The sequence below is a fragment of the Nocardia sp. CNS-044 genome (genome assembly GCF_059570515.1).
The window spans coordinates 422,457-443,830 of record NZ_JCANSX010000005.1 but is presented as its reverse complement, the minus strand read 5'-3'; the positions used below and the strand labels follow the sequence as shown (position 1 = coordinate 443,830).

The window sequence follows — 21,374 nt, the reverse complement described above, 5'->3', positions numbered from 1 at the left end:
CGGTGTGATCGGCGCGAGAATGGGGCTGCTCCATCCGAACCCAGCAACAGCATGGAACAGGAGGCAGCCCCATGACCACTGCCAGGGACATCATGAAGCCCGGCGCTCAGTGGATATCCAAGGACGAGACGGTCGGCAAGGCGGCGCGCATGATGGCCGAGCTCGGCGTCGGATCGCTCGTCATCGCGGACGAGAACGAACGGATGTGCGGCATCATCACCGACCGCGACATCGTCGTGAAATGCGTGGCCCAGGGCCGCGCACCGGCCAACACCCGCGCGGCCGAATTGTGCGAGGCGACCCCGCGGTGGGTCTCGGCCGACGCCGATGTCGAGGAAGTGCTCGAGGAGATGGAGAGCCATCGCATCAAGCGCATGCCGGTGATCGAGAACAAGCGGCTGATCGGCATGATCAGCGAGGCCGATCTGGCCAGGCACCTCGACGACAACCAGCTCAGCGAATTCGTGACGGCGGTCTACGGCAGGCCGTGACCCGGTAGCCGCCTCGAATCGGAGTAACGCCCGTCGTCCGGAGCCGCAGACTTCCGGGCGGCGGACGGAAAACGTTCCTCACATCGCTCGAAGAGTCGGCCGTTCGGCGCCGACGGCCCTATTACGACAGGTCCAGGTGCCGATTCATCGACATGGCCTCGTCGGCCAGATCCGGCAGTTCGACCACCTCGACGCCGTGCTGCCGTAGCTTCTCCACCCCGACACAGTTCACCACGAAGGTCGTCGGCTCCCGCCAGGCGATGACGACACGGCCGATCCCGGCGCGCAGGATGCGATCCGTGCACGGCGGCCTGGTCGCCGTCGCGCGCTGCGAACACGGCTCGAGGGTGCTGTAGATCGTCGCCCGTGCCAGCCGCGGATCGTCGGCGGGCAGCTTGTTCAGCGCGGATTCCTCGGCGTGCACCTTCTCGTCGGTCTCCCGCGAGTACCCCGTCGCGATCTCCGCGCCGTCGACCACGACGACCGCGCCGACAGAGAACGCGGTGTCGCTCGGCGGGCACTGGCGCGCGAGGTCGATGGCCCTGCGCATGAAGCGGTGGTCGGCCTCGGACCGCTCGCCGCCGTTCATGTCGCGGCTCCGGCCCCGACGATGTTCTGCTGCCGACCGGACGCCGCCGCGCCACCGGACCGACTGCTCACGACGCGGCGCCGTTCCCACGACTCCCGCACCGACGATGTCCTGCCGACGGCACAGTCGGGCCAGCCGTTCACTACCCGGCTCCGTTCCCGGGACGGAGGAGGTAGCGCAGCACGGCCATGTCGCCGACCTGCTCGACCTCGGCGAGCGTCCGGCGGCGGGTCGATCCGCCGGGGAATCGAGCGTCCGCGAGGAACCGCGGCGCGGCCGAATCGCCGACGACGATCGGCGCGACGGCCAGGTGCAGTTCATCGGCCAGATCGGCGGACAGGAACGCCGTGTGCATCCCGGTGCCGCCCTCGACCATCAGACGTCCGATGCCGCGGCGGCCGAGATCGTCCAACAGCGCCCCGAAGTCGAGCTCCGCGCCGAGCGCGACCACGTCGGCGATGCCGACCAGTCGATCGGCGAGCCGCGCCGCGCCGGAATCGGTCGTGTAGACGACCTTCGCCCCGCCGTGGTGCCAGAAGTTCAGCTCACGGTCCAGGTCGCCGCGCGCGGTGACGGTGACCTTGAGCGGAAACTCCGGCTTGCCCGCCGCCACCCGCGCTGCCCGGCGCTCGGCACTGTCGACCAGCAGCCGGGGATTGTCGCGGCGCAACGTCTCGGCACCGACCAGGATCGCGTCGGACTCGGCGCGCACCCGGTCGACCCGATCGAAATCCGCCGCGTCCGAGAGCAGCAGCCGCTCGGGACCGGCGTCATCGATGTAGCCGTCCAGGCTGACCGCCACCGAGAGCAGCACGTACGGCCTGGTCACTGCAACACCAGTGCCGCGACCTCCGCCTCGAGCATCTCCACCAGACCCTCGGCGGGGCGCTCGCCGCAGACCTCGAGCCAGTTCGCCAGCATCCGGTGTCCGCCCTGGGTGAGGACTGATTCGGGATGGAACTGCACGCCGTGGATCGGCAGGGTGCGGTGCCGCATGGCCATCACGATCCCGGATTCGGTGCGGCCGAGCACCTCGATGTCCTCGGGCAGGGTGTCCTCGAGCACGGTGAGCGAGTGGTACCTGGTCGCGGTGAACGGATCGGGCAGACCGGCCAGCACGCCCGAGCCGATGTGGAACACCGAGCTGGTCTTGCCGTGCAGCAGTTCGGGCGCCCGGGTGACGGTCGCGCCGAAGGCCTCGCCGATCGCCTGGTGCCCGAGGCAGACGCCTAGCAACGGCGTGCTGCTGCGGGCGCAGGCGTGCACGAGGTCGATGCTCGCGCCCGCTCGGTCGGGCGTCCCGGGGCCTGGGCTGATCAGGATGCCGTCGTAGTCGGCGATAGCGGCGTCCACGTCGGCCAGTTGCGGATCGTCGTTGCGCCAGACGACGGCCTCGGCTCCCAGCTGGCCCAGGTACTGCACCAGGTTGAAGACGAAGCTGTCGTAATTGTCGACGACCAGTACACGCATGGTTCGAGATTACGTGGCGACGCGGGAGACCGTCGCATCCATTACCTGTTGGGATAGCCTAGGGGGAACACCGGAGGGCTTCCGAGCCTCGCCCGGGCCGTCCGCGCTGCCACCGGAACGGCCGCGGCGAAGTCGCTCGGCACAGAGTCAACTGAATCAGCCGCCGGTACCGACCTGCACGCCGAATACGAGGACGTCATGCCCAAGTCGAAGGTCCGCAAGAAGACCGACTACACGATCAACCCCGCCAGCCGGACCCCGGTGAAGGTGAAGGCGGGCCCGTCGCCGGTCTGGTACGTCACGATCATGCTCGGCTTCATGCTGGCCGGTCTGGTCTGGCTGCTGGTCTACTACCTGGCCGCCGAGCAGATCAGCTGGATGAACGACCTCAACGCCTGGAACTTCCTGATCGGCTTCGGGCTCATGGTCGTCGGACTGATCATGACCATGCGGTGGCGCTGATCCACCTCCTTCGGGATTACAGACGTGTCATTCATGCACACCTGTGGATGACCCTGTGGACAACTCGAGGACCGATTGGGGAAAGTGCCGCGTGAACCCTGAATCCCCCTCCGTGGAACCGCGTCTCGCGTGGACCACGCCTACCCCCGCGCTCGTCGCGGTGGCCGTCGGCGGTGTGATCCTCGCTGGTGCGGCGTTCTTCGCCGCGGACGCCGCGAGCCGGCTGCTCATCGGGCTGGCCGCGGCGGGCCTGCTCGCCCTGGCGGGCCTGGGTTTCCGCCAGCGGCCGCGCCTGTCCATCCAGACCGGCGCCGATCCGCGCCTGGTGGTGCGCGGCCTGCTCGGCCCGGCCGAGTACCGGCCCGAGCAGATCGTCACGGCGCGGGTGGTGAGCTACCGCCGCCTCGGGCGCAAGTCGCCGATGCTCGAGATCGATGTCGAGCACGAGGGCCAGGAGCGGCTGTTGATCTTCGGCCGTTGGAACCTGGGCACCGCGCCGCAGGATGTCTTCGAGGCGCTGGTCGCGCATCGGATCGCGTATTTGCCGTCGGAGTAGGCATACCTCGGCATTCGCTCCATGTTTCACGTGAAGCGAGCCGAAAACCGGCTCAGGACACCAGTGCCGCCGCGACGCCGATGAGCGCGACCGAGACCGCGCCGACCGCGCCGATGGCGGCCCACCCGATGGTGCGTGCGGACTCCGGCGATTTCGCGCGCACCCACTGCGGCAGGAACAGCACGCCCATCGTTGCCAGCGTGCCCGCGACGAGTCCGCCCAGGTGCACCCACAGCGAGACCCCGCTCAGCGAGAGGCTGAGCAGCACGTTGATCGCGATGATCACCAGAATCTGGGTGGCGTTCATCCGCAGCCGGATCAACAGGACCGCGACCGCGCCGAACATCCCGTACACCGCGCCGGACGCGCCTGCCCCGATCGTGTTCACCGGCTCGAGCAGCATCCCGCCCGCCGAACCGCCGACCAACGCGACCATATAGATGGCGAGCATCCGGGTCCGCCCGAGGAACGGCTCCAGCTGGATGCCGACGATGTAGAGGGCGAACATGTTCAGCGCCAGGTGCAGCGGGCCCCAGTGCAGGAAGCCCGAGCCGATCACCCGGAACCACTCACCGTCGGCCACCAGCTGCGGAATCAGCGCCCAGCGCAGGAAGAGGCTGGACCGGTAGTTGTCGGCCAGGCTGCTCGCTTGAACCGCGGTGATCGCGTAGAACAGCACGTTCAACGCGATCAGCCCGTATGTCACGAGCGGGGTGGTCGAGGCGACGACCGGTGCGCCCGCGACCGTGCGGACCGGACGGACCTGGGCGCCCGCCTCCCGCACGCAGTCGACGCAGTGCTGCCCGACCGCGGCGGGCCGCAGGCAGTCCGGGCACGCGGGCCGCCCGCAGCGCGTGCACGCCAGGCCGGTCGGACGATTCGGATGGCGGACGCACGTCGGTGCGGGCGGCTGAGGGTTCATCGGTTCAATCGATCGTGACGGTGGAGATGCGGACGGGCTCTTTGGGACGGTCGTTGCGATCGGTCGGCGTCGCCGCGATGGCGTCGACGACCTTGCGCGAATCCGGGTCGACGACCTCGCCGAAGATCGTGTACTTGCGATTCAGGTGCGGCTGCGGGCTCACCGTGATGAAGAACTGCGAGCCGCTGGTGCGGGCGCCGACGTTCGCCATGGCCAGGAGGTAGCCGCGGTCGAAGCGCAGCTCGGGATGGAATTCGGCGGCGATGTCGTAGCCGGGCCCGCCGCGACCGGTGTCGCCGGGATCGCCGCCCTGGATCATGAAGCCCTCGATCACCCGGTGGAAGGCGGTGCCGTCGTAGAACGGGCCGGAGGTGCCCCCGCTCGCGTTCTCGGTGGTGTACGCCGCCGAGCCGTCGATCAGCCCGAGGAAGTTCCGCACCGTCTTCGGCGCGTGATAGCCGAAGAGCGCGAGCTTGATATCGCCGTGGTTCGTACAGAGCGTCACACCGGCGGTCTGAATCGGTGAGGTCACGCCCGCAATGCTAGAACAGCGCCGCCGGACGAAGTCCGCAGAACACCCGCGCATGGCCGGAGCGAACGCGGAGGCACGCCTGACGATCGCGCGGGTCCGATCCTGCACACTGCCCGGGCCGGCCCGCGGCGCGTCCAGACCGGTCGGCACTTACTGCGCAGTTCACTCCGCTGTGCCAAAGTGGTCGAATGAGCTTGGGGCGTCTACGCGTATCCGCACGTTCTCGTAACCGGCTGATCGCCGGGGGTCTCGCCGCGCTGGCGGGTGGCGTGGCCTGGCTGGTCCGCAGCAAACGACCGCTGCCGCCGCAGCCCGCACCGGAGCCGCCGCGCATCGGCTACTCCCGAAACGGCTCCGCGCCGACCCCCGTCGCGGGAGCCGGCGCGGAGAACAACCGCTGAGCGCGTTCAGCGGCTGACGGCGCGCTTGTACTGGCGCAGGGCCAGCGGCACGAACACCACCAGGATCACGACCACCCAGATCAGCGTGGTCGCCACCGGATGCTGCATCGACCAGGCGTCCGAGACCGGCACCATCGCGCTGGTGTTGCCGAACAACTCGCGGGTCGCCTGTGTCAGCGCGGAGACCGGGTTCCATTCGGCGAACACCTTCAGCACGGTCGGCAGGTTTTCCATCGGCACGAACGTGTTGGCCAGGAAGGTCAGCGGGAACATGACCATGAAGCTGGCATTGTTGAACACCTCGGGCGCCCGCACCAGCAAACCGACGACGGCCATGATCCAGGACACCGCGTAGGCGAACAGCAGCAGCAGGACGTATGCGAGCACCGCGTCCAAGAAGGAGCCGCGGATCCGCCAGCCGACGACCAGGCCGGTCAGCGACATGACCACCAGGCTGACCACGTTGATCACCACGTCGCTGACGGTCCGGCCGACCAGCACCGCCGACGACGCCATCGGCAGCGAGCGGAACCGGTCGATGATGCCCTTCTGCATGTCCTCGGCGAGACCCGCGCCGGTGAACGAGGAACCGAACACCACGGTCTGCGCGAAGATGCCCGCGATCAGGAACTCGCGGTAGCCGCCCTCCATGCCGGGCACCTGGATCGCGTTGCCGAAGACGTACGCGAAGAGCAGCACGAACATGATCGGCGACAGCGTCGAGAAGATCAGCACGTCGGGCACGCGCTTGATCTTGATGATGTTGCGCTTGGCAATGGTCACGCTGTCGCTGACCACGATGGAGAGGCGTTCACCGAGACCCATGCGGGGCGGTGCCTCCACAACTGTCGTCGTCGCGGTCATCGGGACTTTCCTTCCGTAGCTTCGAGTCGTTCGGCGGCTTTCGCTCCGCCGGAGCCGTTCGCCGCGACGTCTCCCGCGCGCTTGTCCACGGCATCGCCACCGACGAGTTCCTCGGCCTCGTGCCCGGTGAGCGTCAGGAACACGTCGTCCAGCGACGGACGACGCAGGCCGACGTCGTGCACCTGCACGTCGCTCGCCGCGAGCAGGCCGATCGCGTCGACGAGCGCCTGGGAGCCGTTGCTGACCGGCACCGTGATCCGGCGCAGGCCGGGTTCGAGGTGAATCTCCCCGTCCGCGAGGCCCTTCAGCGCCTGCTGCGCGACGGCGAGCTTGTCGACGTGGTCGACGGTGAATTGGACGCGATCGCCGCCGACCAGGGTCTTCAGCTCGTCGGCGGTGCCGCGCGCGATGACCTTGCCGTGGTCGATCACGGCGATCGAGTCGGCGAGCCGGTCGGCCTCCTCCATGTACTGGGTGGTGAGCAGCAGCGTGGTGCCGCCCGCGACCAGCTCCTCGATGACGTCCCAGAGGTCCAGCCTGGCCCGGGGGTCCAGGCCGGTGGTCGGCTCGTCCAAGAACAGCACCGGCGGATTGGCCACCAGGGCTCCGGCCAGGTCGAGCCTGCGGCGCATGCCGCCGGAGTAGCCGCGGACCGGCCGGTCGGCCGCGTCGCTGAGCCGGAAGCGTTCCAGCAGCTCGCGTGCGCGCTCCTTACTGCGCTGCACGCCCATGTGATAGAGCCTGCCCACCATCTCGAGGTTCTCGAAGCCGGTGAGGTATTCGTCGACGGCGGCGTACTGGCCCGACGCACCGATCCTGGACCGCAGCGCCTGCGGATTCCGGAGGACATCGAGTCCCGCCACCGTCGCCCGGCCCTCATCGGGAACGAGCAGGGTGGTGAGCACCCGGACCGCGGTGGTCTTGCCTGCGCCGTTGGGGCCGAGTAGCGCGGTGACGGTGCCTTCCGGCACCGTCAGGTCGAGTCCATCGAGGGCGACCAGCTGGCCGTAGCGCTTGACCAGACCCTCGGCGACTATTGCGTCGGGCATGATTCTCCTGACGTTGGTGAATACTCGATGTCGAACGGCGTTCGACGCCCCTCATCCGGGCGTCGAGGCGTTGTCAGCGGGTCGGACAACCGACCGATACGGGGGTCAGTATTGTCCTGACTCCGGTTGTGCGCATCCCCTTTGTTCGGGGACGTCTCGCGTCGGGCCGGACAGCGAAAGGCCGCATCCCGGTCCAGTCGGTGCTCGGGGGTACCGGAACGGGATGCGACCGGTTCGATGGTCCCGCGCGCGGCCCTCTCGGGTCGTGCGTAGCCGACTACCCGTTTCCCGCGCGCGCGGTACTCACTCCGCACCGTGCCGCGGGCGGCGGTCGAACCAGTCCGAGTGACCACCGGCACATACTCGCACCGGGGTACGACAGATTTCGGTCGTCGCCCGACATGCCCAGCCCGCCGCGACACGCGACAAACCCGGCAGAATCGAGCCCGCTCGCGGTCCGGTGGAGGGATTCGCGCCACACTGCGACCACTCGGAATGTTTCCGGTCGGAACCGCTTTTCGTGCCACCGCGTCGAAATTGTGGTGGAATGAGCTGCACCGCAACGTCTTTGACAAACGCCAGGTCACGGACCTGCCGCAGGACCTCCACGGGCGGCCGGTCGACGCCGTGATCGAGCAATCGCACCGCGTGCCACCGCGCCAAATTTCTTCGAAAGTGGCTACCCCCATGCGCACACAATCACAAATCTTCGCGTAGGATCAGTCACGTCGGCCCCTCCCCCCCGGGCCGACCTTACGCGGGCCTCGGCTAACTCCCCCCCTTCGCCGAGGCCCGCTCCCCATTTCCGGACCCTTTTCACGAGGTCCGTTCTCGCCTTCAGCCGGTGGTCTCGGTGTCGAAGCCGACCGCCCGCCAAGCGGTTGCCAGCCGCTGCGCCCGCACCCGTCCCGCCGTGCCGAACAGCGGGCGATCCCGCTCCCAGCGGTCCCTGGCGACCGGATCGGCGGTCCGCCAGAGCGGCGCGAGCTCGTCGACGACCCGGCCGAACTCCTCGAAGACGCCACCGAGTGCAACATGCACGCCGGGCGACCCGGGCTGGTCCAGATCCAACCCGCGCACCGCGGCCACCAGCGCGAGCAGGCGCTGAAGCACCGGACGCGGCCAGGACGACTCGCGCGCGACGCGCACCAGCCAGCCGAGCGCGGCGGCGAGCACGTGCACGTCCTCGATGGTGCGGAACGGCTTGAGGAAATCGGTGTAGCCGTCGCCGGGCAGCACGGTCGCGGGCGCGTCGGTGAAAGTGACGGTGGCGTGCGGGATCTCGGGGGCGAACGGCGGCTCGGGCAGATCCGTCACCGCGACGCCCGGCGCCGAGGTTTCGACGAGCGCGGCCCGCAGGATGTTGCGGCCGTCGTCGGCGACGCCCGCGCTGGCGACGACCAGGAGCCTGCGCGCCAGACTGCCCAGCGTGGTGAAGGTCTTGGTGCCGCTGATCGTCGCCGCGCCGTCGTGCTCGGTCAGCGCGGTGCGGATGGCCGAGGGATGCGCGCCGCCCGCCTCGGTGGCCGAGACCGCGACGGCGTCTTCGGCAGGCAGCTCGGGCAACAGGGTGCGCAGCGCCTCCTGGTAGCCGGAGAGGAAGGCGTAGCCGAGCCGGTCGGCCGCGAAACCGCCCGCGATCGCGGCGTCCACGTGTGCCGCGAAACGGGCCGCGACCGCGCGGTGCCCGGCCCAGGCGGCCGTCACGGAGTCGACCGGTGCGCCGGGCGGTTCGGTCAGGAGATAGTCGAGCACAGATTCCACTCCTGCACGCTAACCCGCGCGGAGCTCATGCCCGACCGACTCGGGCCTAGCTGATCTCTACCCGCAGTCGGCCACGGCGAAGGTCCGGAAAATAGGCGTTGCCGGACGAAGTTCGCCCTGAGCCCGCCCGGAGCCGAGGCCACCTAACCGGTCCGGGCGACCTCGACCGCGGACTGCCAAATCCGGCTGCGCAGATCGGCGCCGCGAATCACCTGGATGCGCCACGGCTCCAACCGCATGATGTGCAGCGTCGGATCGTCGGGCGCGCGCCAGAACTGGCCGAGGTGATAACCCGCGCCGGGCGGACTGGTCTGCGCGTACAGGTCCCAGACACGTTGGCGCGTCGGGAGATCGTCCACCCACTCGACCGTCGCGTCCACCGCGACGGAGTTGTTGCCGCGCGACCAGTAGGAGAAGTTGACGTGCGGGTTCCGCGCGATGTGCGCCGCCTTGACCGGCGTCTTGTAGGTGGCGAGCCAGCCGAGCGGAACCCCGTCGACCCGCTCCCAGACCGGGATGAGCACCCGGGTGCGCGGCCGGTTCTTGCTGTCGACGGTCACCATCGTGGCGTACACGATGTGCCCCACGTAGGCGTTGAACTCCGTCTCGATCTCGTCGAAATCCTCGACCTTCTGCGTCATGCCGAAGTCCTTCCGGTTCCCGCTGCGACTGTCGGTTACTTCTTGTAACCAAGGGCATCATCGGACACCATGGACAGCTATGGAAGACGGCACTTCTGAGTCACCCGGTTACTGCGGAGATACCGAGGACTACACGGCACGCCAGTGGGACACCCGCGAGGACTGCGATGTACGCCAGATCCTCGACCGCATCGCCGACAAGTGGTCGCTGCTGACCATCGCCCTCCTCGCGGAACGCACCATGCGGTTCACCGAACTGCGCCGCGAGATCGACGGTGTCAGCCAGCGCATGCTGACCCGTACGCTGCGCCACCTCGAACGCGACGGCCTGGTGCGGCGCACGGTGCATCCGGTCGTGCCGCCGCGGGTCGACTACGAACTGACACCGCTGGGCGGCAGCCTGCACGAGACCATCCAGGCGCTGGTCACCTGGACCGAGGATCATCAGCGCGAGATCGCCGAGGCGCGCACCGCGTACGACGCGGCCGCCGCGGTGCCGGTGTGATCCGAGGGTCGATCCCCAGCCGGCGGCGCAGCCGGGTGGCGGCTTCGACAACACAACCGGTGACGGCACAGACAACACCGTCGCGGTGACGGCACCAGCAACACGAGCCGGTGACGGCACCAACAGCACCGCCGGGGTGGCGGCACAGACAACACAGCCGCAGTGACGACACCGACAGCACAGCGCGGATGTGAGCTCGGCAAACAACCGGACACACCCAGCATCTGGTCAGCTGATTCTCAGGGCGCGCGGGTATCACTGATTGGGTCGCATCCGCCGCGTGAGGAGCCTGACCTGTGAAACAGCCGGACGAGAGACGGAGAAGGGAACTCTTCGACGCCGAGGCCCGGCTCTCCTGGGTGCTCGCGGCGCTGGCCGGGATGATCGGCGCGGCGGCCTTCATGCACACCGCCGGCTACTTCGTCACCTTCATGACCGGCAACACCGAGCGTGCCGTACTCGGCGCGTTCCATGATGAGCCCGATCTGGCCGTCGCCGCCGCGCTGCTGCTGACCGCGTTCCTGTCCGGCGTGGTCGTTGCCTCTTGGTGTCGCAGGCACTACTGGTCGGGTCATCCGCACGGGCCCACGCTGCTCACAACCGTGTGCCTCGCGCTGGCCTCGATCATCGATATCGCGCTCTACTCCGTGACAGATACCAGCCGGATCGATTTCGTCCCCATCCTGTTCGTCGCCTTCGGCGTCGGCGCGCTGAACACCTCGTTCGTGAAGGACGGCGAGGTCTCGGTGCCGCTCAGTTACGTCACCGGGACGCTGGTCAAGCTGGGACAGGGCATCGAACGCCACGTCAGCGGCGGTGACTACGCCGACTGGCTCGGCTATTTCCTGCTGTATCTGTCCTTCGGGCTCGGCGCGCTGCTCGGCGGTCTGCTGAGCTTGCTGGTCGCGGGCTGGGCGATGCTCATCACGGCGACGGTGGTGTGCACCCTCGTCACCGGCTACACGTATCTGCATCTGGACAGGCACGGTCCGCTGCCGATCGAGCGACCCGGCCGGTCGAACGACGCATAAACGTTTCATCCCAGCCCTGCGCGACTACAGTCGAGACATGGCCATCGAGTGCTCGAGCGTCGTCGCCGCGCCCCGATCCGAGGTCTTCGCCTGGTACGCGCGTCCCGGCGCGTTCACCAGACTCGCGCCACCGTGGCATCCGGTTTCCCCGCTCGCCGAGGCCGATTCGCTGGCCGACGGGCGCGCCGTGCTCGGCTTGCCGGGCGGGTTGCGCTGGGTGGCGCGGCACGATCCCGCCGGTTATCTCCCGCCGCAACGTTTCGTCGACGCGGTCGCCGCGAAGGGACTCGCCTCGCTGCCCGCCGCGCGGCTGCTGCGCTGGCGGCACGTGCACGAATTCGAGGAGGTCGACGCCCGGCACACCCGGGTGATCGATCGAGTGCGGACTCCGATTCCGGAATTCGTGCTGCGCCCGATGTTCGACTACCGATACCGCCAGCTGGCCGACGACCTACTCGCGCACCGCCGCGCCGCCGAGCACGGCTTCGGCCCGGCCACCGTCGCGGTGACCGGTGCGTCCGGCCTGGTCGGCACCGCGCTGTGCGCCTTCCTGAGCACCGGCGGCCACCGCGTCCTGCGCTTGGTGCGTCATCCGGCCCGCACGCCCGGCGAACGCCGGTGGGACCCCGCCGCTCCCGACCCCGAACTGCTCGACGGCGTGGACGCGGTGGTGCACCTGGCCGGCACGTCGATCGCGGGACGGTTCACCGAGGGGCACAAGCGGGCGATCGCCGACAGCCGGATCCAACCGACGCGCAAGCTGGCCGAACTCGCCGCGCGATCGAGTCTTTCGACCTTCGTCAGCGCCTCCGCCATCGGCTTCTACGGCTACGACCGCGGCGACGAGACGCTCACCGAGGAGGCGAGCTGGGGCGACGGCTTCCTAGCCGATGTGGTCGCGAACTGGGAGGCGGCGACCCGCCCCGCCGAGAAAGCCGGAGTGCGGACGATCCGAATTCGTACCGGCATCGTGCAGTCCCCGAGCGGCGGCACACTGCGGCTGCTGCGTCCGTTGTTCACCGCGGGTCTCGGTGGGCGGATCGGGGACGGCCGTCAATGGCTGTCCTGGATCGCGCTAGACGACCTGGTCGATGTCTACCACCGCGCGCTGTGGGACGAATCCCTCGCGGGACCGATCAATGCCGTTGCGCCGCACCCGGTCCGCAACAGCGAATACACCGAGGTGCTGGCCCGCGTGCTGCACCGCCCCGCGCTCCTTCCGGTGCCCGACTTCGGCCCGGCCCTGCTGCTCGGCAAGCAGGGCGCGCGCGAACTCGCCGCCGCCGGCCAGCGCGTGCTGCCGACCCGGCTGGTCGCGGCGGGGCACACGTTCCGAACTCCCGGCCTCGATGCGGCGCTGCGTCACCTGCTCGGCCGGACGAGGCACTGACAACCTGGGGCGCGACACTCGCTCGGTGCACGGGACAGCGGCTGAGAACCCACCGCGACGCGTCCACCGGCGGTGCCACGGCCGGACCTTCCCGCGAAGCGACGGCATCCGTTCGGGCGCCGAGAAATTCAGCGCAGCCGGTCGACGGCGTCCGCCAGACTCTCCACCTGCACGGCGGCCGCCGGCAGGATCACGTCGTCCCATCCGGGCCCGCCGAGGAACACCCGAGCCCCCGCCCCGAGGCAGGCACGAACGGCCGAGGTCAACGCCGTGGATTCGCGCTGCGACCAGAGCAGGACCGCAGCCGGATCCCGCTGCCTCGCAAGCGCGTCCACCAATGCCGCGGTCGGAACATCGGGGCCGAGCATCCGCGCGCCGACGCCGCGTTCGGCCAGCGCGGCACGCAGCACGTCGAGCGGCAGCGAATGTGTTTCACCGCTCGTGCAGGCGAGCACGGTGCCCGCGGGCCCGGTGGGCGGATTCGTTCGTTGCATGGCGGCCGCGACACACCAGGAGAGCAGGTGTTCGACATCGACGCACCCCTCGCCACTGCCCTGCCGATCGACGATCTCGGCAAAAGCGGGACGGCACAGGCGTTCCCAGGTGTCGACGACGCCGTAGGCGCGAACGTGCGATTCGACCAGGGCGGTGACCGTGCCGGTCTCCAGGGCGAACGCGGCGGCGAGCAGCGCGGTCCGATCGCCGAGCGCCAGCACGGGCCCGCGTGCTGTCGCGGCGGCGCCCGCCGGGCTGGCGCCACCGCGGATCAGCTCGAGCATCCGTTCCAGCAGCGCGATGTCGGATTCGGTGTAGAGGCGGTGACGGCCGGGCCGATCCTGCGCGGGCCCGATCTCGTAGCGGCGGTTCCAGCTGCGCAGGGTCGCCGTCGGAATGCCGAGACGCTCGGCCACCGCGCGCACCGTGAAACCGGCCGCGTCGGGAGCGGAGGCGGAACCGGCGGGCATCGTCTCATTCTGCCCGGTCGAGTCCGTCCGGTTCCGCACGGACGCCCGGATTCGGAGCGTGTCCGGCAAAAATATGCATCGTTTATGCATCGTTGACTGATATCATGGCGAGAGTCGCCGACCCGAGGAGGTCCCATGGACTCGCACCGGACAACACGATGGTGTGCGCGTCTCGCGACCGCTGTCGTCGCGGCGGCGAGCGTCGCCGCCGGTACCGCGACGGCCGAACCGCCCGCCCCGGTGCCCAAACTGGATCTGGATCGCTACCTCGGCCAGTGGCGCCAGCTCGCCGCGATACCGCAGTACTTCAACCTGGCCTGCGCCCGCGACACCACCGCCGACTACGCGCTGGACCCGCGCGGCGACATCTCCGTGCACAACCGCTGCATCACTTGGACCGGCACGGTCAACGAGATCCGCGGCACCGCGCGGGTGAACGACCGGGTGACCGGCGCGCAGCTGCATGTCAGCTTTCCCGGCGTACTCACCCAGGATCAACTGGACGGCCCGACGAACTACATCGTCACCGCGCTCGGCCCGGACTACTCGTGGGCGCTGGTGACCGACCCCAACCGCACCTCGGGCTTCGTGCTCGCCCGCGAACCCGCGTTGGATCCACAGTCCTGGTCGGACGTGCGTGCGGCGATCGTCGCGGCGGGCCAGGACTCCTGCCTGTATCTCACCTCGCCGACGACTGGCGGAATGTCCACGATCGGACCGCTGTGCACTACGTGAACCTCGACAGCGTGCGGGCTCCGCGAGGGTCGCGTTCGCGCCGGTACGGAAGAGCCGCCCGTGCCCGCGCGGCGCGACCCTCGTGGGGCCCGCATCGGTCGCGTCGCTCCCCCTGGCGGCCACACGGAGCCGACCGATGACGACCTCGGTGGCGCTGTTCACCCGCGACCTGCGGGTGCACGACAATCCCGTGCTCACCGCGGCGCACCGGGCGGGCGACGCGGTGGTGCCGCTGTTCGTCGTCGACCGCGACCTGGTGCCGGACCGCTGCCCGCCCAACCGCGCCCGCTTCCTCGCCGCCGCCCTCGCCGAACTCGACGACGAACTCCGCGCGCTCGGCGGGCGACTCGTGCTGCGCCGCGGTGACGTGGTGGACGAGGTCGACCGCGTGGTCGCCGAAACGGGCGCCGCCAGCGTGCATCTCGCCGAGGATGTGAGTGGATACAGCCGCTCGCGAGCACTGCGATTGCGAGAACGGCTGCGGGAGCGTGACTGTCGGGTCGACGAGCACACCGCCACGATCACGGCGGCCGACCCGGACCTGCTCGTGCCGTCCACCGGTCGCGACCACTTCGCGGTCTTCACCCCCTACTTCCGGCGGTGGACGGAAGCGCACCGACGCAAGCCACTCGGCAAACCACGCGCCCTGACCCTGCCGCGAATATCGGGTGACCCGCTGCCGAAGCCCGACGACCTGTGTTCGGACGAATCCTCGCCGCACTTGACCGTCGGCGGCGAGACGACGGGCCGGAAACTGCTGCGCGACTGGCTTTCCGGTCCGCTCGCCGACTACGCGAAGCTCGGCGACGATCTGGCCGCCGACGCCACCTCCCACCTCTCGCCCTATCTGCACTTCGGCTGCCTGTCCCCCACCGAGGTGGTGCACCGGGTCGACATGTCGGCCGAGGGCGGTCACGCCTTCGCCAGGCAGCTGGCCTGGCGCGACTTCCACCACCAGCACCTCGCCGCCCGGCCCGAGGCCGCCTGGCACGACTACCGCGCGCGGCAGATCCAATGGCGCGACGATCCGCGCGCGGTCGAGGCCTGGCGAGAAGGCCGCACCGGCTATCCGATCGTCGACGCGGGCATGCGCCAGTTGCGCGCCGAGGGCTGGATGCCCAACCGCGCACGACTGATCACGGCCAGCTTCCTCACCAAATCCCTTCGGGTGCATTGGCGAATCGGCGCGGCCCACTTCTTGCACTGGCTCGTCGACGCCGACCTCGCCAACAACCAGCTCAACTGGCAGTGGGTGGCGGGCACCGGCACCGACACCAGGCCGAACCGCGTGCTCAACCCGCTGCGCCAAGCCAAGCGCTACGACCCCGACGGCGATTACGTCCGGCGTTGGATACCCGAACTCGCGCACCTGGAGGGGCCGCGGATTCATCTGCCGTGGCGCGCGGACGTCGACTACCACGCCCCGATCATCGACTTCGTCGGCATGTGAATACACCGGGCTGCGCTTGTCGGTGCGGGTGATTACGTTGGCCGAGTGGACAACTCACGAACACCAACGCCGAGCGAGTTCGCCGCGCTGGTGCGCCGCCAGCTCGACGACCTCGGCATCGAGGGCGCCGAATACCAACCCGGGGAGTTCTGCTTCGAACTGCCCGACGGCTTGGTCATCAATCTGCACAACATCTTTCGCGACACCGCCGAGCTGACGGCCGAGGAACGATCGGAGCGCGTCACCGGGTTCCTGTCGGCGTTGCGCGCCGACGAGGAACTCCCCGCCGACTGGGAAAGCGCACGTCCCACGCTGTTTCCGGTGCTGCGCCCGGCCACCTACGGCGGACAGGGCATACGTCCACTCTCGCGCCCGGCCTTTCCCTTCGTCGACGAGCTGATCGCGATCGATATGCCCGACAAGCGCGTCCTCGTCACCACCGATCACGTGACGGGTTGGGGCGTCACGATTTTCGAGGTGTTCGAAGCCGCGCGCGAAAACCTCGCCGCGAAACCACCTTCGATCTCCCTGTCGGACGACGGGTACACGCGCATCGTCGACACCGGCGACTACTACGCGACTTCCTGGCCCTTGCTTCCCGGCTGGCTCGCCTCGCTCGCCGCCGAAGGCAGACGCGCGGTCGCCTTCATCCCCGAAGACGACGCCCTCATCCTCACGCTGGACGAGCCCGAACTCCTCGAGCAGCTCTTCGACGCCGTGGAGGACCAGTACGTCACCGCGGTGCGCCGCCTCTCACCGCAGGCCTACACCACCAACGGGAGCGGCGCGGTCGTCCCGTTCGACCTGGCAGGTCCGCATCCCCAGCTACCCGCCGCCCACCGGGCGCGCTGTGGCCTGGCCACCACCGAGTACCAGGCCCAGCAAGCGCAGCTCATCGAGGCGCTGGACGACGAAGACGGCTTCGCGCCCTACGGTATCGACTTCGCCTATCCCTCCCAGCTGAACTTGGCCAGCGGCGACAACGGTTTCTTCACCATCGCCCCGTGGGCCGAAGAGATCGAGACCCTGCTGCCGGAAGCCGACTACATCGACCTCTGCCTGACCGACGAGAACGACGAGATCATCGAAACCCTGGCGATCCCCTTCGCCACCCTCGCGGCCCACATCGACCTGGTCCCGGTCCGCACCCTGTCCCCACGCCGCTACTTGGCCAAGAACTGGCCCGACGCCCCGACCCTCACCCGCCTGCGCGCCGCCGCCGTCGACCTCTAGCCCGGTAACGAGAATCGGCGCGTGCTCTGAACGAGCACGCGCCGGTTGAAAGTGGAGCCTAGGGGAATCGAACCCCTAACCCCTGCCTTGCAAAGGCAGTGCTCTGCCAATTGAGCTAAGGCCCCGAGTCCCCGAGGGTGGGGTGAGTTTCAGCGAGTGGTGACCTCGTGCCACAGGTCCGCTTCGTCACGCTTGCGCAGCTTGGTGATTCCGAAGAGAACCGCGACCACGACGCCGACCGTGAGGAGAATCTTCATGGTTCCCACCCTACTGTCATGTTCGGGAGTGGGCCTAGGAGGACTTGAACCTCCGACCTCTTCGTTATCAGCGAAGCGCTCTAACCGCCTGAGCTATAGGCCCGTGTTCGGCTCTCGCACCGTAGTGGGCGAGCCGAGGCTAGACATTACCAAACTTGACTCAAAACAAACAAAACAGCTGGTAGCGGGCCTAGACCGGCCTATTCGGCCCATCTCTCCGACCCCTGCCAGCCGACCTAGCCGCCAGCGATCCCGTCGCCCGAACGGAAACGGCCGGTATTCCCTGGAACGGGAATACCGGCCGCCGCCGAGAATTTCACGGACTGGGCGATCCACCGACGCTCCAGCCATGATGGAGCGATCGACGGACACCGTCCGAGCCGAGTTCCTAGTCCGGGTCCGCCAGAGTCACCTGGATACCACCGACCAGGTCGCAGCACTGGTTGTAGATGAAGGTGCCGACCGTGCCGAGCGCGGTGAACAGCACCACGTTGATCAGCCCGATGACGCCCGCGTAGCCGAACACCGTGCCCGCGTCGATCAGGCCCACCGAGCCACTGTCCTGGGACACCATGTCGGTGAAGGTGTTGTTCAGCCGCTCCCACACGCCCATGCCCTCGAGCACGATGTAGAGCAGACCGACGGCGAGCATCCACACGAAGAACAGCGCCACGCTGATCACCAGCGAGATCTTCAGCGTCGACCAGGGGTCGATGCGGCGGATCTGCACGGTGGCGCGCAGCGGCTCACCGGAAGCCACGGCCGCCGCGACCGCGACCGGAGCCGCGGGCGAGACGTGCGCCTGCGGGTTCATGCCGACGGGCTCGGGGTGCGGTAGTGGGTGCCGGATATCGGACAAATCGGGCATGTCCTTGATCAGCTCCGGCCGCGCGATGCTGCGGGTGGGTCCGTCGATGCCGACCGACTTCACCATCGCCGCTTCCTTGCGCGCCGCCTTGGCCGCGAGGTCGGCCGTGGTGCGCGCGTTGGTGACGCCGCCGTTCAAGCCGACCGCCGCGTTGCCGCCCGCTCCGGCGCCGAGCCCGGCGCCGCCGTCCGCGGGCGGCCTGCCCGCCACCGGCGCCTGGCCGGGGCGGTACAGGTTCGACTGCGGCTCGCGCTGCGGCAGCTGCGACCAACCGTCCTTGTACTGCGACTGACCGCCGCCCGGCGTGGGTTTCGCGCCATCGGGGCCGCCGGATTCACCGGGCGAACCCATCCGAACGGTCTCCTGATCGAACCCTTCTTTGCCGCCACCGGGCTCCGGCGCACCTTTGGGCGCGCCCTGCTTGGGTCCGCCCTGCCCGGGCCCGAAATCGCCCTGCTGGCCGACGTTCTGTTGCGGCTGGCCACCCTGCTGGCCCCCGCCCGGCTGTCCGGTTTCGCCCGCGCCGGGCCGGGGGATCGGCCGCGGCGGAATCGGAGACGGTGCGATCCGTTCGGTCACACCGTTCGTCTGGTGTCCGTCATTCGGCTGATTCGGAGTGGTCAATGGGAATCCTTAGATCCGTTCGTTGCCGCCGCTTGGAGGGTCACTGCTGAGAGGAACCGATTTCGTCGCCACCGTCGACCTGATCGGGTTCGTCGGCGTTGCGCGCGATAGCAAGCAACGTACTTCCCTCTGCGAGGTTCATCAATCGCACGCCCTTGGTCTGTCGCCCAGCCTTACGAACCTGCTTTGCCGCCGTCCGGATGACTCCACCGCCGGAGGTGATCGCGTAGAGCTCATCCTCATCGTCGACGATGAGCGCACCGACCAGAGTGCCACGCCTGGCGTCGAACTGGATAGTCAATACACCTTTACCGCCGCGTCCCTGCGCGGTGTACTCCTCGATCGCGGTGCGCTTCGCGTAGCCGCCCGAGGTCGCCACCAGCAGATACGTCTCGGGTCGAACGACGTTGAGCGACAACAGTTCGTCCTCGGCGTTGAACCGCATGCCCTGCACGCCGGAGGTGGCGCGACCCATCGGGCGCAGCGCCTCGTCGGTGGCCGAGAAGCGGATCGACTGGCCCTGCGCCGAGACGAGCAGCAGATCGTCGTCGGCGGAGCAGAGCACGGCGCCGACGAGTTCGTCCTCGTCGCGCAGGTTCACCGCGACGATGCCGCCGCTGCGGTTGGAATCGAAGTCCGAGAGCCTCGACTTCTTCACCAGACCATTCTTGGTGGCCAGCACCAGATACGGGGCGTCTTCGTAGGATTTGATCTGAATGATCTGGGCGATTTTCTCGTCCGGCTGGAAAGCCAGCAGGTTGGCCACGTGCTGACCGCGCGCGGTGCGGTTGGCCTCGGGCAGCTCGTACGCCTTGGCGCGGTAGACCCGGCCCTTGTTCGTGAAGAACAGCAGCCAGTCGTGAGTCGAGGTGACGAAGAAGTGCTTGACGATGTCGTCCTGCTTGAGACCCGCGCCCTGCACGCCCTTACCGCCGCGCTTCTGCGAGCGGTAGAGGTCGGTCTTGGTGCGCTTGGCGTAACCGGTCTCGGTGATGGTGACGACCACGTCCTCGCGGGCGATCAGGTCCTCGTCGGCCACGTCGCCGTCGGCGGCGATGATGCGGGTGCGCCGCTCGTCGCCGTACTTGTCGACGATCTCGGCCAGCTCGTCGCGCACGATGGCGCGCTGACGTTCCGGTTTGTCCAGAATGTCCTTGTAGTCGGCGATTTCGCTTTCGATCTTGGCCAGATCGTCGATGATCTTCTGCCGCTCCAGCGCGGAGAGGCGCCGCAGCTGCATGTCGAGAATGGCGGTGGCCTGGATCTCGTCGATCTCGAGCAGCTGCATCAGGCCGGTGCGGGCGGTGTCGGTGTTGGCCGAACGCCGGATCAGCGCGATGACCTCGTCGAGCGCGTCGAGCGCCTTGACCAGGCCGCGCAGGATGTGGGCCCGTTCCTCGGCCTTGCGCAGCAGGTAGCGGGTGCGCCGGACGATGACTTCCAACTGGTGATCGACGTAGAGCCGGATCATCTGGTCCAGGCGCAGCGTGCGCGGCACGCCGTCGACGATGGACAGCATGTTGGCGCCGAAGCTGGTCTGCAGCTGGGTGTGCTTGTAGAGGTTGTTCAGCACCACCTTGGCGACGGCATCGCGCTTGACCGTCACCACGATTCGCATGCCCGCGCGGTCGGAGGACTCGTCGTGGATATCCGAGATACCCGCGATCTTGCCGTCCTTCACCTGCTCGGCGATCGAGTTGATGAAGTTGTCGGTGTTGACCTGGTAGGGCAGCTCGGTGATGACGATCGTGGTGCGACCGCGGTTGTCCTCTTCGATCTCCACCACACCGCGCATGCGGATCGAGCCGCGACCGGTGGTGTAGGCGTCGTTGATGCCCTGGTTGCCGACGATCAGGCCGTGCGTCGGGAAGTCCGGGCCCTTGACCCGCTCCATGCACGCGGCGAGGGTGCTCTCCTCGTCGGCGTCGTGGTTGTCCAGCGCCCAGTAGATCGCCTCGGCGAGCTCGTTCAGGTTGTGCGGCGGAATGTTGGTCGCCATACCGACCGCGATGCCGTTGGAGCCGTTCATCAACAGGTTCGGCACCCGGCTGGGGAGAACCACCGGCTCCTGCGAACGACCGTCGTAGTTCGGCGCGAAATCGACCGTCTCGTGGTCGATCTCGCGCAGCAGCTCCATCGCGAGCGGCGTCAGGCGGCACTCGGTGTATCGCATGGCGGCCGCGCCGTCGTTGCCGCGGGAACCGAAGTTGCCCTGGCCGTCGACCAGCGGGTAGCGCAGCGACCACGGCTGCGCCATGCGGACCAGGGTGTCGTAGATCGACGCGTCACCGTGCGGGTGGTAGTTACCCATGGTCTCCGCGACCGGGCGCGCGGACTTCACGTAGCCGCGGTCCGGGCGGTACCCGTTGTCGTACATCGCGTAGAGCACGCGCCGGTGCACCGGCTTGAGGCCGTCGCGCACGTCGGGCAGCGCGCGGCCCACGATCACGCTCATCGCGTAATCGATGTAGCTGCTCTGCATTTCGTTCTGGATGTCGACCGGCTCGATCCGGTCGCCTGCACCGCCGTTCGGGGGCAGCGTTGTCTCAGTCATGCGGTCTCCTTAGCGGGGCGT

Annotated in this window: 23 protein-coding genes and 2 tRNA genes; 10 read left to right on the top strand and 15 right to left on the bottom strand. The window is 68.5% G+C overall.

Going from position 1 to position 21,374, the window contains the following annotated elements:
• Nucleotides 1–71: 71 nt before the first annotated feature.
• Complete coding sequence (locus T333_RS03075; RefSeq protein WP_354998266.1) at nucleotides 72–491, top strand: CBS domain-containing protein; 420 nt, start codon at nucleotides 72–74, stop codon at nucleotides 489–491.
• A gap of 121 nt (nucleotides 492–612) precedes the next feature.
• Here the strand turns inward: T333_RS03075 and T333_RS03070 are convergent, their stop codons facing one another.
• From T333_RS03070 to T333_RS03060, 3 genes are all read right to left on the bottom strand, one after another.
• On the bottom strand, nucleotides 613–1,080 hold the full coding sequence (locus T333_RS03070) for a deaminase (RefSeq protein WP_354998267.1): 468 nt from the start codon (nucleotides 1,078–1,080) through the stop codon (nucleotides 613–615).
• A gap of 142 nt (nucleotides 1,081–1,222) precedes the next feature.
• On the bottom strand, nucleotides 1,223–1,909 hold the full coding sequence (locus T333_RS03065) for a RibD family protein (RefSeq protein WP_496423615.1): 687 nt from the start codon (nucleotides 1,907–1,909) through the stop codon (nucleotides 1,223–1,225).
• Nucleotides 1,906–2,550: an aminodeoxychorismate/anthranilate synthase component II gene (locus T333_RS03060; protein WP_354998269.1), complete on the bottom strand. Its 645-nt coding sequence runs from the start codon at nucleotides 2,548–2,550 to the stop codon at nucleotides 1,906–1,908. The genes T333_RS03065 and T333_RS03060 overlap by 4 nt, the downstream gene beginning before the upstream one ends.
• A gap of 198 nt (nucleotides 2,551–2,748) precedes the next feature.
• On the opposite strand from T333_RS03060, the gene crgA reads away from it, so the two are divergent.
• Both crgA and T333_RS03050 read left to right on the top strand, forming a co-directional pair.
• The gene (gene crgA, locus T333_RS03055; RefSeq protein WP_067786371.1) at nucleotides 2,749–3,012 is read left to right on the top strand and encodes a cell division protein CrgA; all 264 of its coding nucleotides are present in this window, start codon (nucleotides 2,749–2,751) and stop codon (nucleotides 3,010–3,012) included.
• Between the two features lie 91 nt (nucleotides 3,013–3,103).
• Nucleotides 3,104–3,568 carry a PH domain-containing protein gene (locus tag T333_RS03050; protein ID WP_496423614.1) on the top strand — a complete coding sequence of 155 codons (465 nt, stop codon included), beginning with the start codon at nucleotides 3,104–3,106 and terminating at the stop codon, nucleotides 3,566–3,568.
• 52 nt (nucleotides 3,569–3,620) lie between these two features.
• Here T333_RS03050 and T333_RS03045 read toward each other — a convergent pair whose 3' ends face one another.
• Together T333_RS03045 and T333_RS03040 are read right to left on the bottom strand one after the other, a co-directional pair.
• Nucleotides 3,621–4,490: a rhomboid family intramembrane serine protease gene (locus T333_RS03045; RefSeq protein WP_354998271.1), complete on the bottom strand. Its 870-nt coding sequence runs from the start codon at nucleotides 4,488–4,490 to the stop codon at nucleotides 3,621–3,623.
• Nucleotides 4,491–4,494: 4 nt separating this feature from the next.
• On the bottom strand, nucleotides 4,495–5,022 hold the full coding sequence (locus T333_RS03040; protein WP_354998272.1) for a peptidylprolyl isomerase: 528 nt from the start codon (nucleotides 5,020–5,022) through the stop codon (nucleotides 4,495–4,497).
• Nucleotides 5,023–5,210: 188 nt separating this feature from the next.
• Between T333_RS03040 and T333_RS03035 the strand changes: the two genes are divergently transcribed.
• Complete coding sequence (locus T333_RS03035) at nucleotides 5,211–5,423, top strand: hypothetical protein (protein ID WP_354998273.1); 213 nt, start codon at nucleotides 5,211–5,213, stop codon at nucleotides 5,421–5,423.
• Between the two features lie 6 nt (nucleotides 5,424–5,429).
• On the opposite strand, the gene T333_RS03030 is transcribed toward T333_RS03035, so the two are convergent.
• The 4 genes from T333_RS03030 to T333_RS03015 all read right to left on the bottom strand — a co-directional run bounded on the left by T333_RS03030 (nucleotide 5,430) and on the right by T333_RS03015 (nucleotide 9,741).
• The gene (locus T333_RS03030) at nucleotides 5,430–6,248 is read right to left on the bottom strand and encodes an ABC transporter permease (RefSeq protein ID WP_357246577.1); all 819 of its coding nucleotides are present in this window, start codon (nucleotides 6,246–6,248) and stop codon (nucleotides 5,430–5,432) included.
• A 35-nt stretch (nucleotides 6,249–6,283) separates the two neighbouring features.
• On the bottom strand, nucleotides 6,284–7,336 hold the full coding sequence (locus T333_RS03025) for an ATP-binding cassette domain-containing protein (protein WP_354998274.1): 1,053 nt from the start codon (nucleotides 7,334–7,336) through the stop codon (nucleotides 6,284–6,286).
• 837 nt (nucleotides 7,337–8,173) lie between these two features.
• The gene (locus T333_RS03020) at nucleotides 8,174–9,100 is read right to left on the bottom strand and encodes an acyl-CoA dehydrogenase family protein (RefSeq protein ID WP_357245659.1); all 927 of its coding nucleotides are present in this window, start codon (nucleotides 9,098–9,100) and stop codon (nucleotides 8,174–8,176) included.
• A gap of 143 nt (nucleotides 9,101–9,243) precedes the next feature.
• Entirely contained in the window at nucleotides 9,244–9,741 is a 498-nt protein-coding gene (locus T333_RS03015; RefSeq protein ID WP_496423613.1) for a pyridoxamine 5'-phosphate oxidase family protein, read from the bottom strand.
• 79 nt (nucleotides 9,742–9,820) lie between these two features.
• Here T333_RS03015 and T333_RS03010 point away from each other — a divergent pair, with 79 nt between their 5' ends.
• From T333_RS03010 to T333_RS03000, 3 genes are all read left to right on the top strand, one after another.
• The gene (locus T333_RS03010; protein ID WP_354998277.1) at nucleotides 9,821–10,246 is read left to right on the top strand and encodes a winged helix-turn-helix transcriptional regulator; all 426 of its coding nucleotides are present in this window, start codon (nucleotides 9,821–9,823) and stop codon (nucleotides 10,244–10,246) included.
• Between the two features lie 296 nt (nucleotides 10,247–10,542).
• Nucleotides 10,543–11,277: a YoaK family protein gene (locus T333_RS03005; RefSeq protein WP_354998278.1), complete on the top strand. Its 735-nt coding sequence runs from the start codon at nucleotides 10,543–10,545 to the stop codon at nucleotides 11,275–11,277.
• 37 nt (nucleotides 11,278–11,314) lie between these two features.
• Complete coding sequence (locus T333_RS03000; protein ID WP_496423612.1) at nucleotides 11,315–12,667, top strand: TIGR01777 family oxidoreductase; 1,353 nt, start codon at nucleotides 11,315–11,317, stop codon at nucleotides 12,665–12,667.
• Between the two features lie 128 nt (nucleotides 12,668–12,795).
• Here the strand turns inward: T333_RS03000 and T333_RS02995 are convergent, their stop codons facing one another.
• Nucleotides 12,796–13,632, bottom strand: coding sequence for a MerR family transcriptional regulator (locus T333_RS02995; RefSeq protein WP_496423611.1), 837 nt, complete (start codon nucleotides 13,630–13,632; stop codon nucleotides 12,796–12,798).
• A gap of 135 nt (nucleotides 13,633–13,767) precedes the next feature.
• On the opposite strand from T333_RS02995, the gene T333_RS02990 reads away from it, so the two are divergent.
• From T333_RS02990 to T333_RS02980, 3 genes are all read left to right on the top strand, one after another.
• Nucleotides 13,768–14,367, top strand: coding sequence for a lipocalin family protein (locus tag T333_RS02990; protein WP_496423610.1), 600 nt, complete (start codon nucleotides 13,768–13,770; stop codon nucleotides 14,365–14,367).
• A 136-nt stretch (nucleotides 14,368–14,503) separates the two neighbouring features.
• A complete protein-coding gene (locus T333_RS02985; RefSeq protein WP_496423609.1) occupies nucleotides 14,504–15,817 on the top strand; it encodes a cryptochrome/photolyase family protein in 1,314 nt (437 codons plus the stop codon).
• Between the two features lie 45 nt (nucleotides 15,818–15,862).
• Nucleotides 15,863–17,050 carry a DUF1444 domain-containing protein gene (locus tag T333_RS02980; RefSeq protein ID WP_496423608.1) on the top strand — a complete coding sequence of 396 codons (1,188 nt, stop codon included), beginning with the start codon at nucleotides 15,863–15,865 and terminating at the stop codon, nucleotides 17,048–17,050.
• Between the two features lie 52 nt (nucleotides 17,051–17,102).
• Here the strand turns inward: T333_RS02980 and T333_RS02975 are convergent.
• From T333_RS02975 to gyrA, 5 genes are all read right to left on the bottom strand, one after another.
• Nucleotides 17,103–17,175 (bottom strand) — tRNA-Ala (locus tag T333_RS02975).
• Between the two features lie 24 nt (nucleotides 17,176–17,199).
• On the bottom strand, nucleotides 17,200–17,307 hold the full coding sequence (locus T333_RS02970) for a DLW-39 family protein (RefSeq protein ID WP_218018413.1): 108 nt from the start codon (nucleotides 17,305–17,307) through the stop codon (nucleotides 17,200–17,202).
• A 29-nt stretch (nucleotides 17,308–17,336) separates the two neighbouring features.
• Nucleotides 17,337–17,410, bottom strand: a tRNA-Ile gene (locus T333_RS02965).
• A gap of 285 nt (nucleotides 17,411–17,695) precedes the next feature.
• Nucleotides 17,696–18,799 carry a DUF3566 domain-containing protein gene (locus tag T333_RS02960; protein WP_496423607.1) on the bottom strand — a complete coding sequence of 368 codons (1,104 nt, stop codon included), beginning with the start codon at nucleotides 18,797–18,799 and terminating at the stop codon, nucleotides 17,696–17,698.
• Nucleotides 18,800–18,839: 40 nt separating this feature from the next.
• Nucleotides 18,840–21,353, bottom strand: a complete 2,514-nt coding sequence (gyrA, locus tag T333_RS02955; protein WP_357245638.1) for a DNA gyrase subunit A — start codon at nucleotides 21,351–21,353, stop codon at nucleotides 18,840–18,842.
• Between the last annotated feature and the right edge of the window lie 21 nt (nucleotides 21,354–21,374).

What these genes read in the sequence shown, in the direction of transcription:
- T333_RS03075 (WP_354998266.1), top strand. Translation starts at nt 72, where the DNA reads ATGACCACTGCCAGGGACATCATGAAGCCCGGCGCTCAGTGGATATCC.
- T333_RS03070 (WP_354998267.1), bottom strand. Translation starts at nt 1,080, where the DNA reads ATGAACGGCGGCGAGCGGTCCGAGGCCGACCACCGCTTCATGCGCAGG.
- T333_RS03060 (WP_354998269.1), bottom strand. Translation starts at nt 2,550, where the DNA reads ATGCGTGTACTGGTCGTCGACAATTACGACAGCTTCGTCTTCAACCTG.
- crgA (WP_067786371.1), top strand. Translation starts at nt 2,749, where the DNA reads ATGCCCAAGTCGAAGGTCCGCAAGAAGACCGACTACACGATCAACCCC.
- T333_RS03045 (WP_354998271.1), bottom strand. Translation starts at nt 4,490, where the DNA reads ATGAACCCTCAGCCGCCCGCACCGACGTGCGTCCGCCATCCGAATCGT.
- T333_RS03035 (WP_354998273.1), top strand. Translation starts at nt 5,211, where the DNA reads ATGAGCTTGGGGCGTCTACGCGTATCCGCACGTTCTCGTAACCGGCTG.
- T333_RS03030 (WP_357246577.1), bottom strand. Translation starts at nt 6,248, where the DNA reads ATGGGTCTCGGTGAACGCCTCTCCATCGTGGTCAGCGACAGCGTGACC.
- T333_RS03025 (WP_354998274.1), bottom strand. Translation starts at nt 7,336, where the DNA reads ATGCCCGACGCAATAGTCGCCGAGGGTCTGGTCAAGCGCTACGGCCAG.
- T333_RS03015 (WP_496423613.1), bottom strand. Translation starts at nt 9,741, where the DNA reads ATGACGCAGAAGGTCGAGGATTTCGACGAGATCGAGACGGAGTTCAAC.
- T333_RS03010 (WP_354998277.1), top strand. Translation starts at nt 9,821, where the DNA reads ATGGAAGACGGCACTTCTGAGTCACCCGGTTACTGCGGAGATACCGAG.
- T333_RS03000 (WP_496423612.1), top strand. Translation starts at nt 11,315, where the DNA reads ATGGCCATCGAGTGCTCGAGCGTCGTCGCCGCGCCCCGATCCGAGGTC.
- T333_RS02995 (WP_496423611.1), bottom strand. Translation starts at nt 13,632, where the DNA reads ATGCCCGCCGGTTCCGCCTCCGCTCCCGACGCGGCCGGTTTCACGGTG.
- T333_RS02990 (WP_496423610.1), top strand. Translation starts at nt 13,768, where the DNA reads ATGGACTCGCACCGGACAACACGATGGTGTGCGCGTCTCGCGACCGCT.
- T333_RS02985 (WP_496423609.1), top strand. Translation starts at nt 14,504, where the DNA reads ATGACGACCTCGGTGGCGCTGTTCACCCGCGACCTGCGGGTGCACGAC.
- T333_RS02970 (WP_218018413.1), bottom strand. Translation starts at nt 17,307, where the DNA reads ATGAAGATTCTCCTCACGGTCGGCGTCGTGGTCGCGGTTCTCTTCGGA.
- gyrA (WP_357245638.1), bottom strand. Translation starts at nt 21,353, where the DNA reads ATGACTGAGACAACGCTGCCCCCGAACGGCGGTGCAGGCGACCGGATC.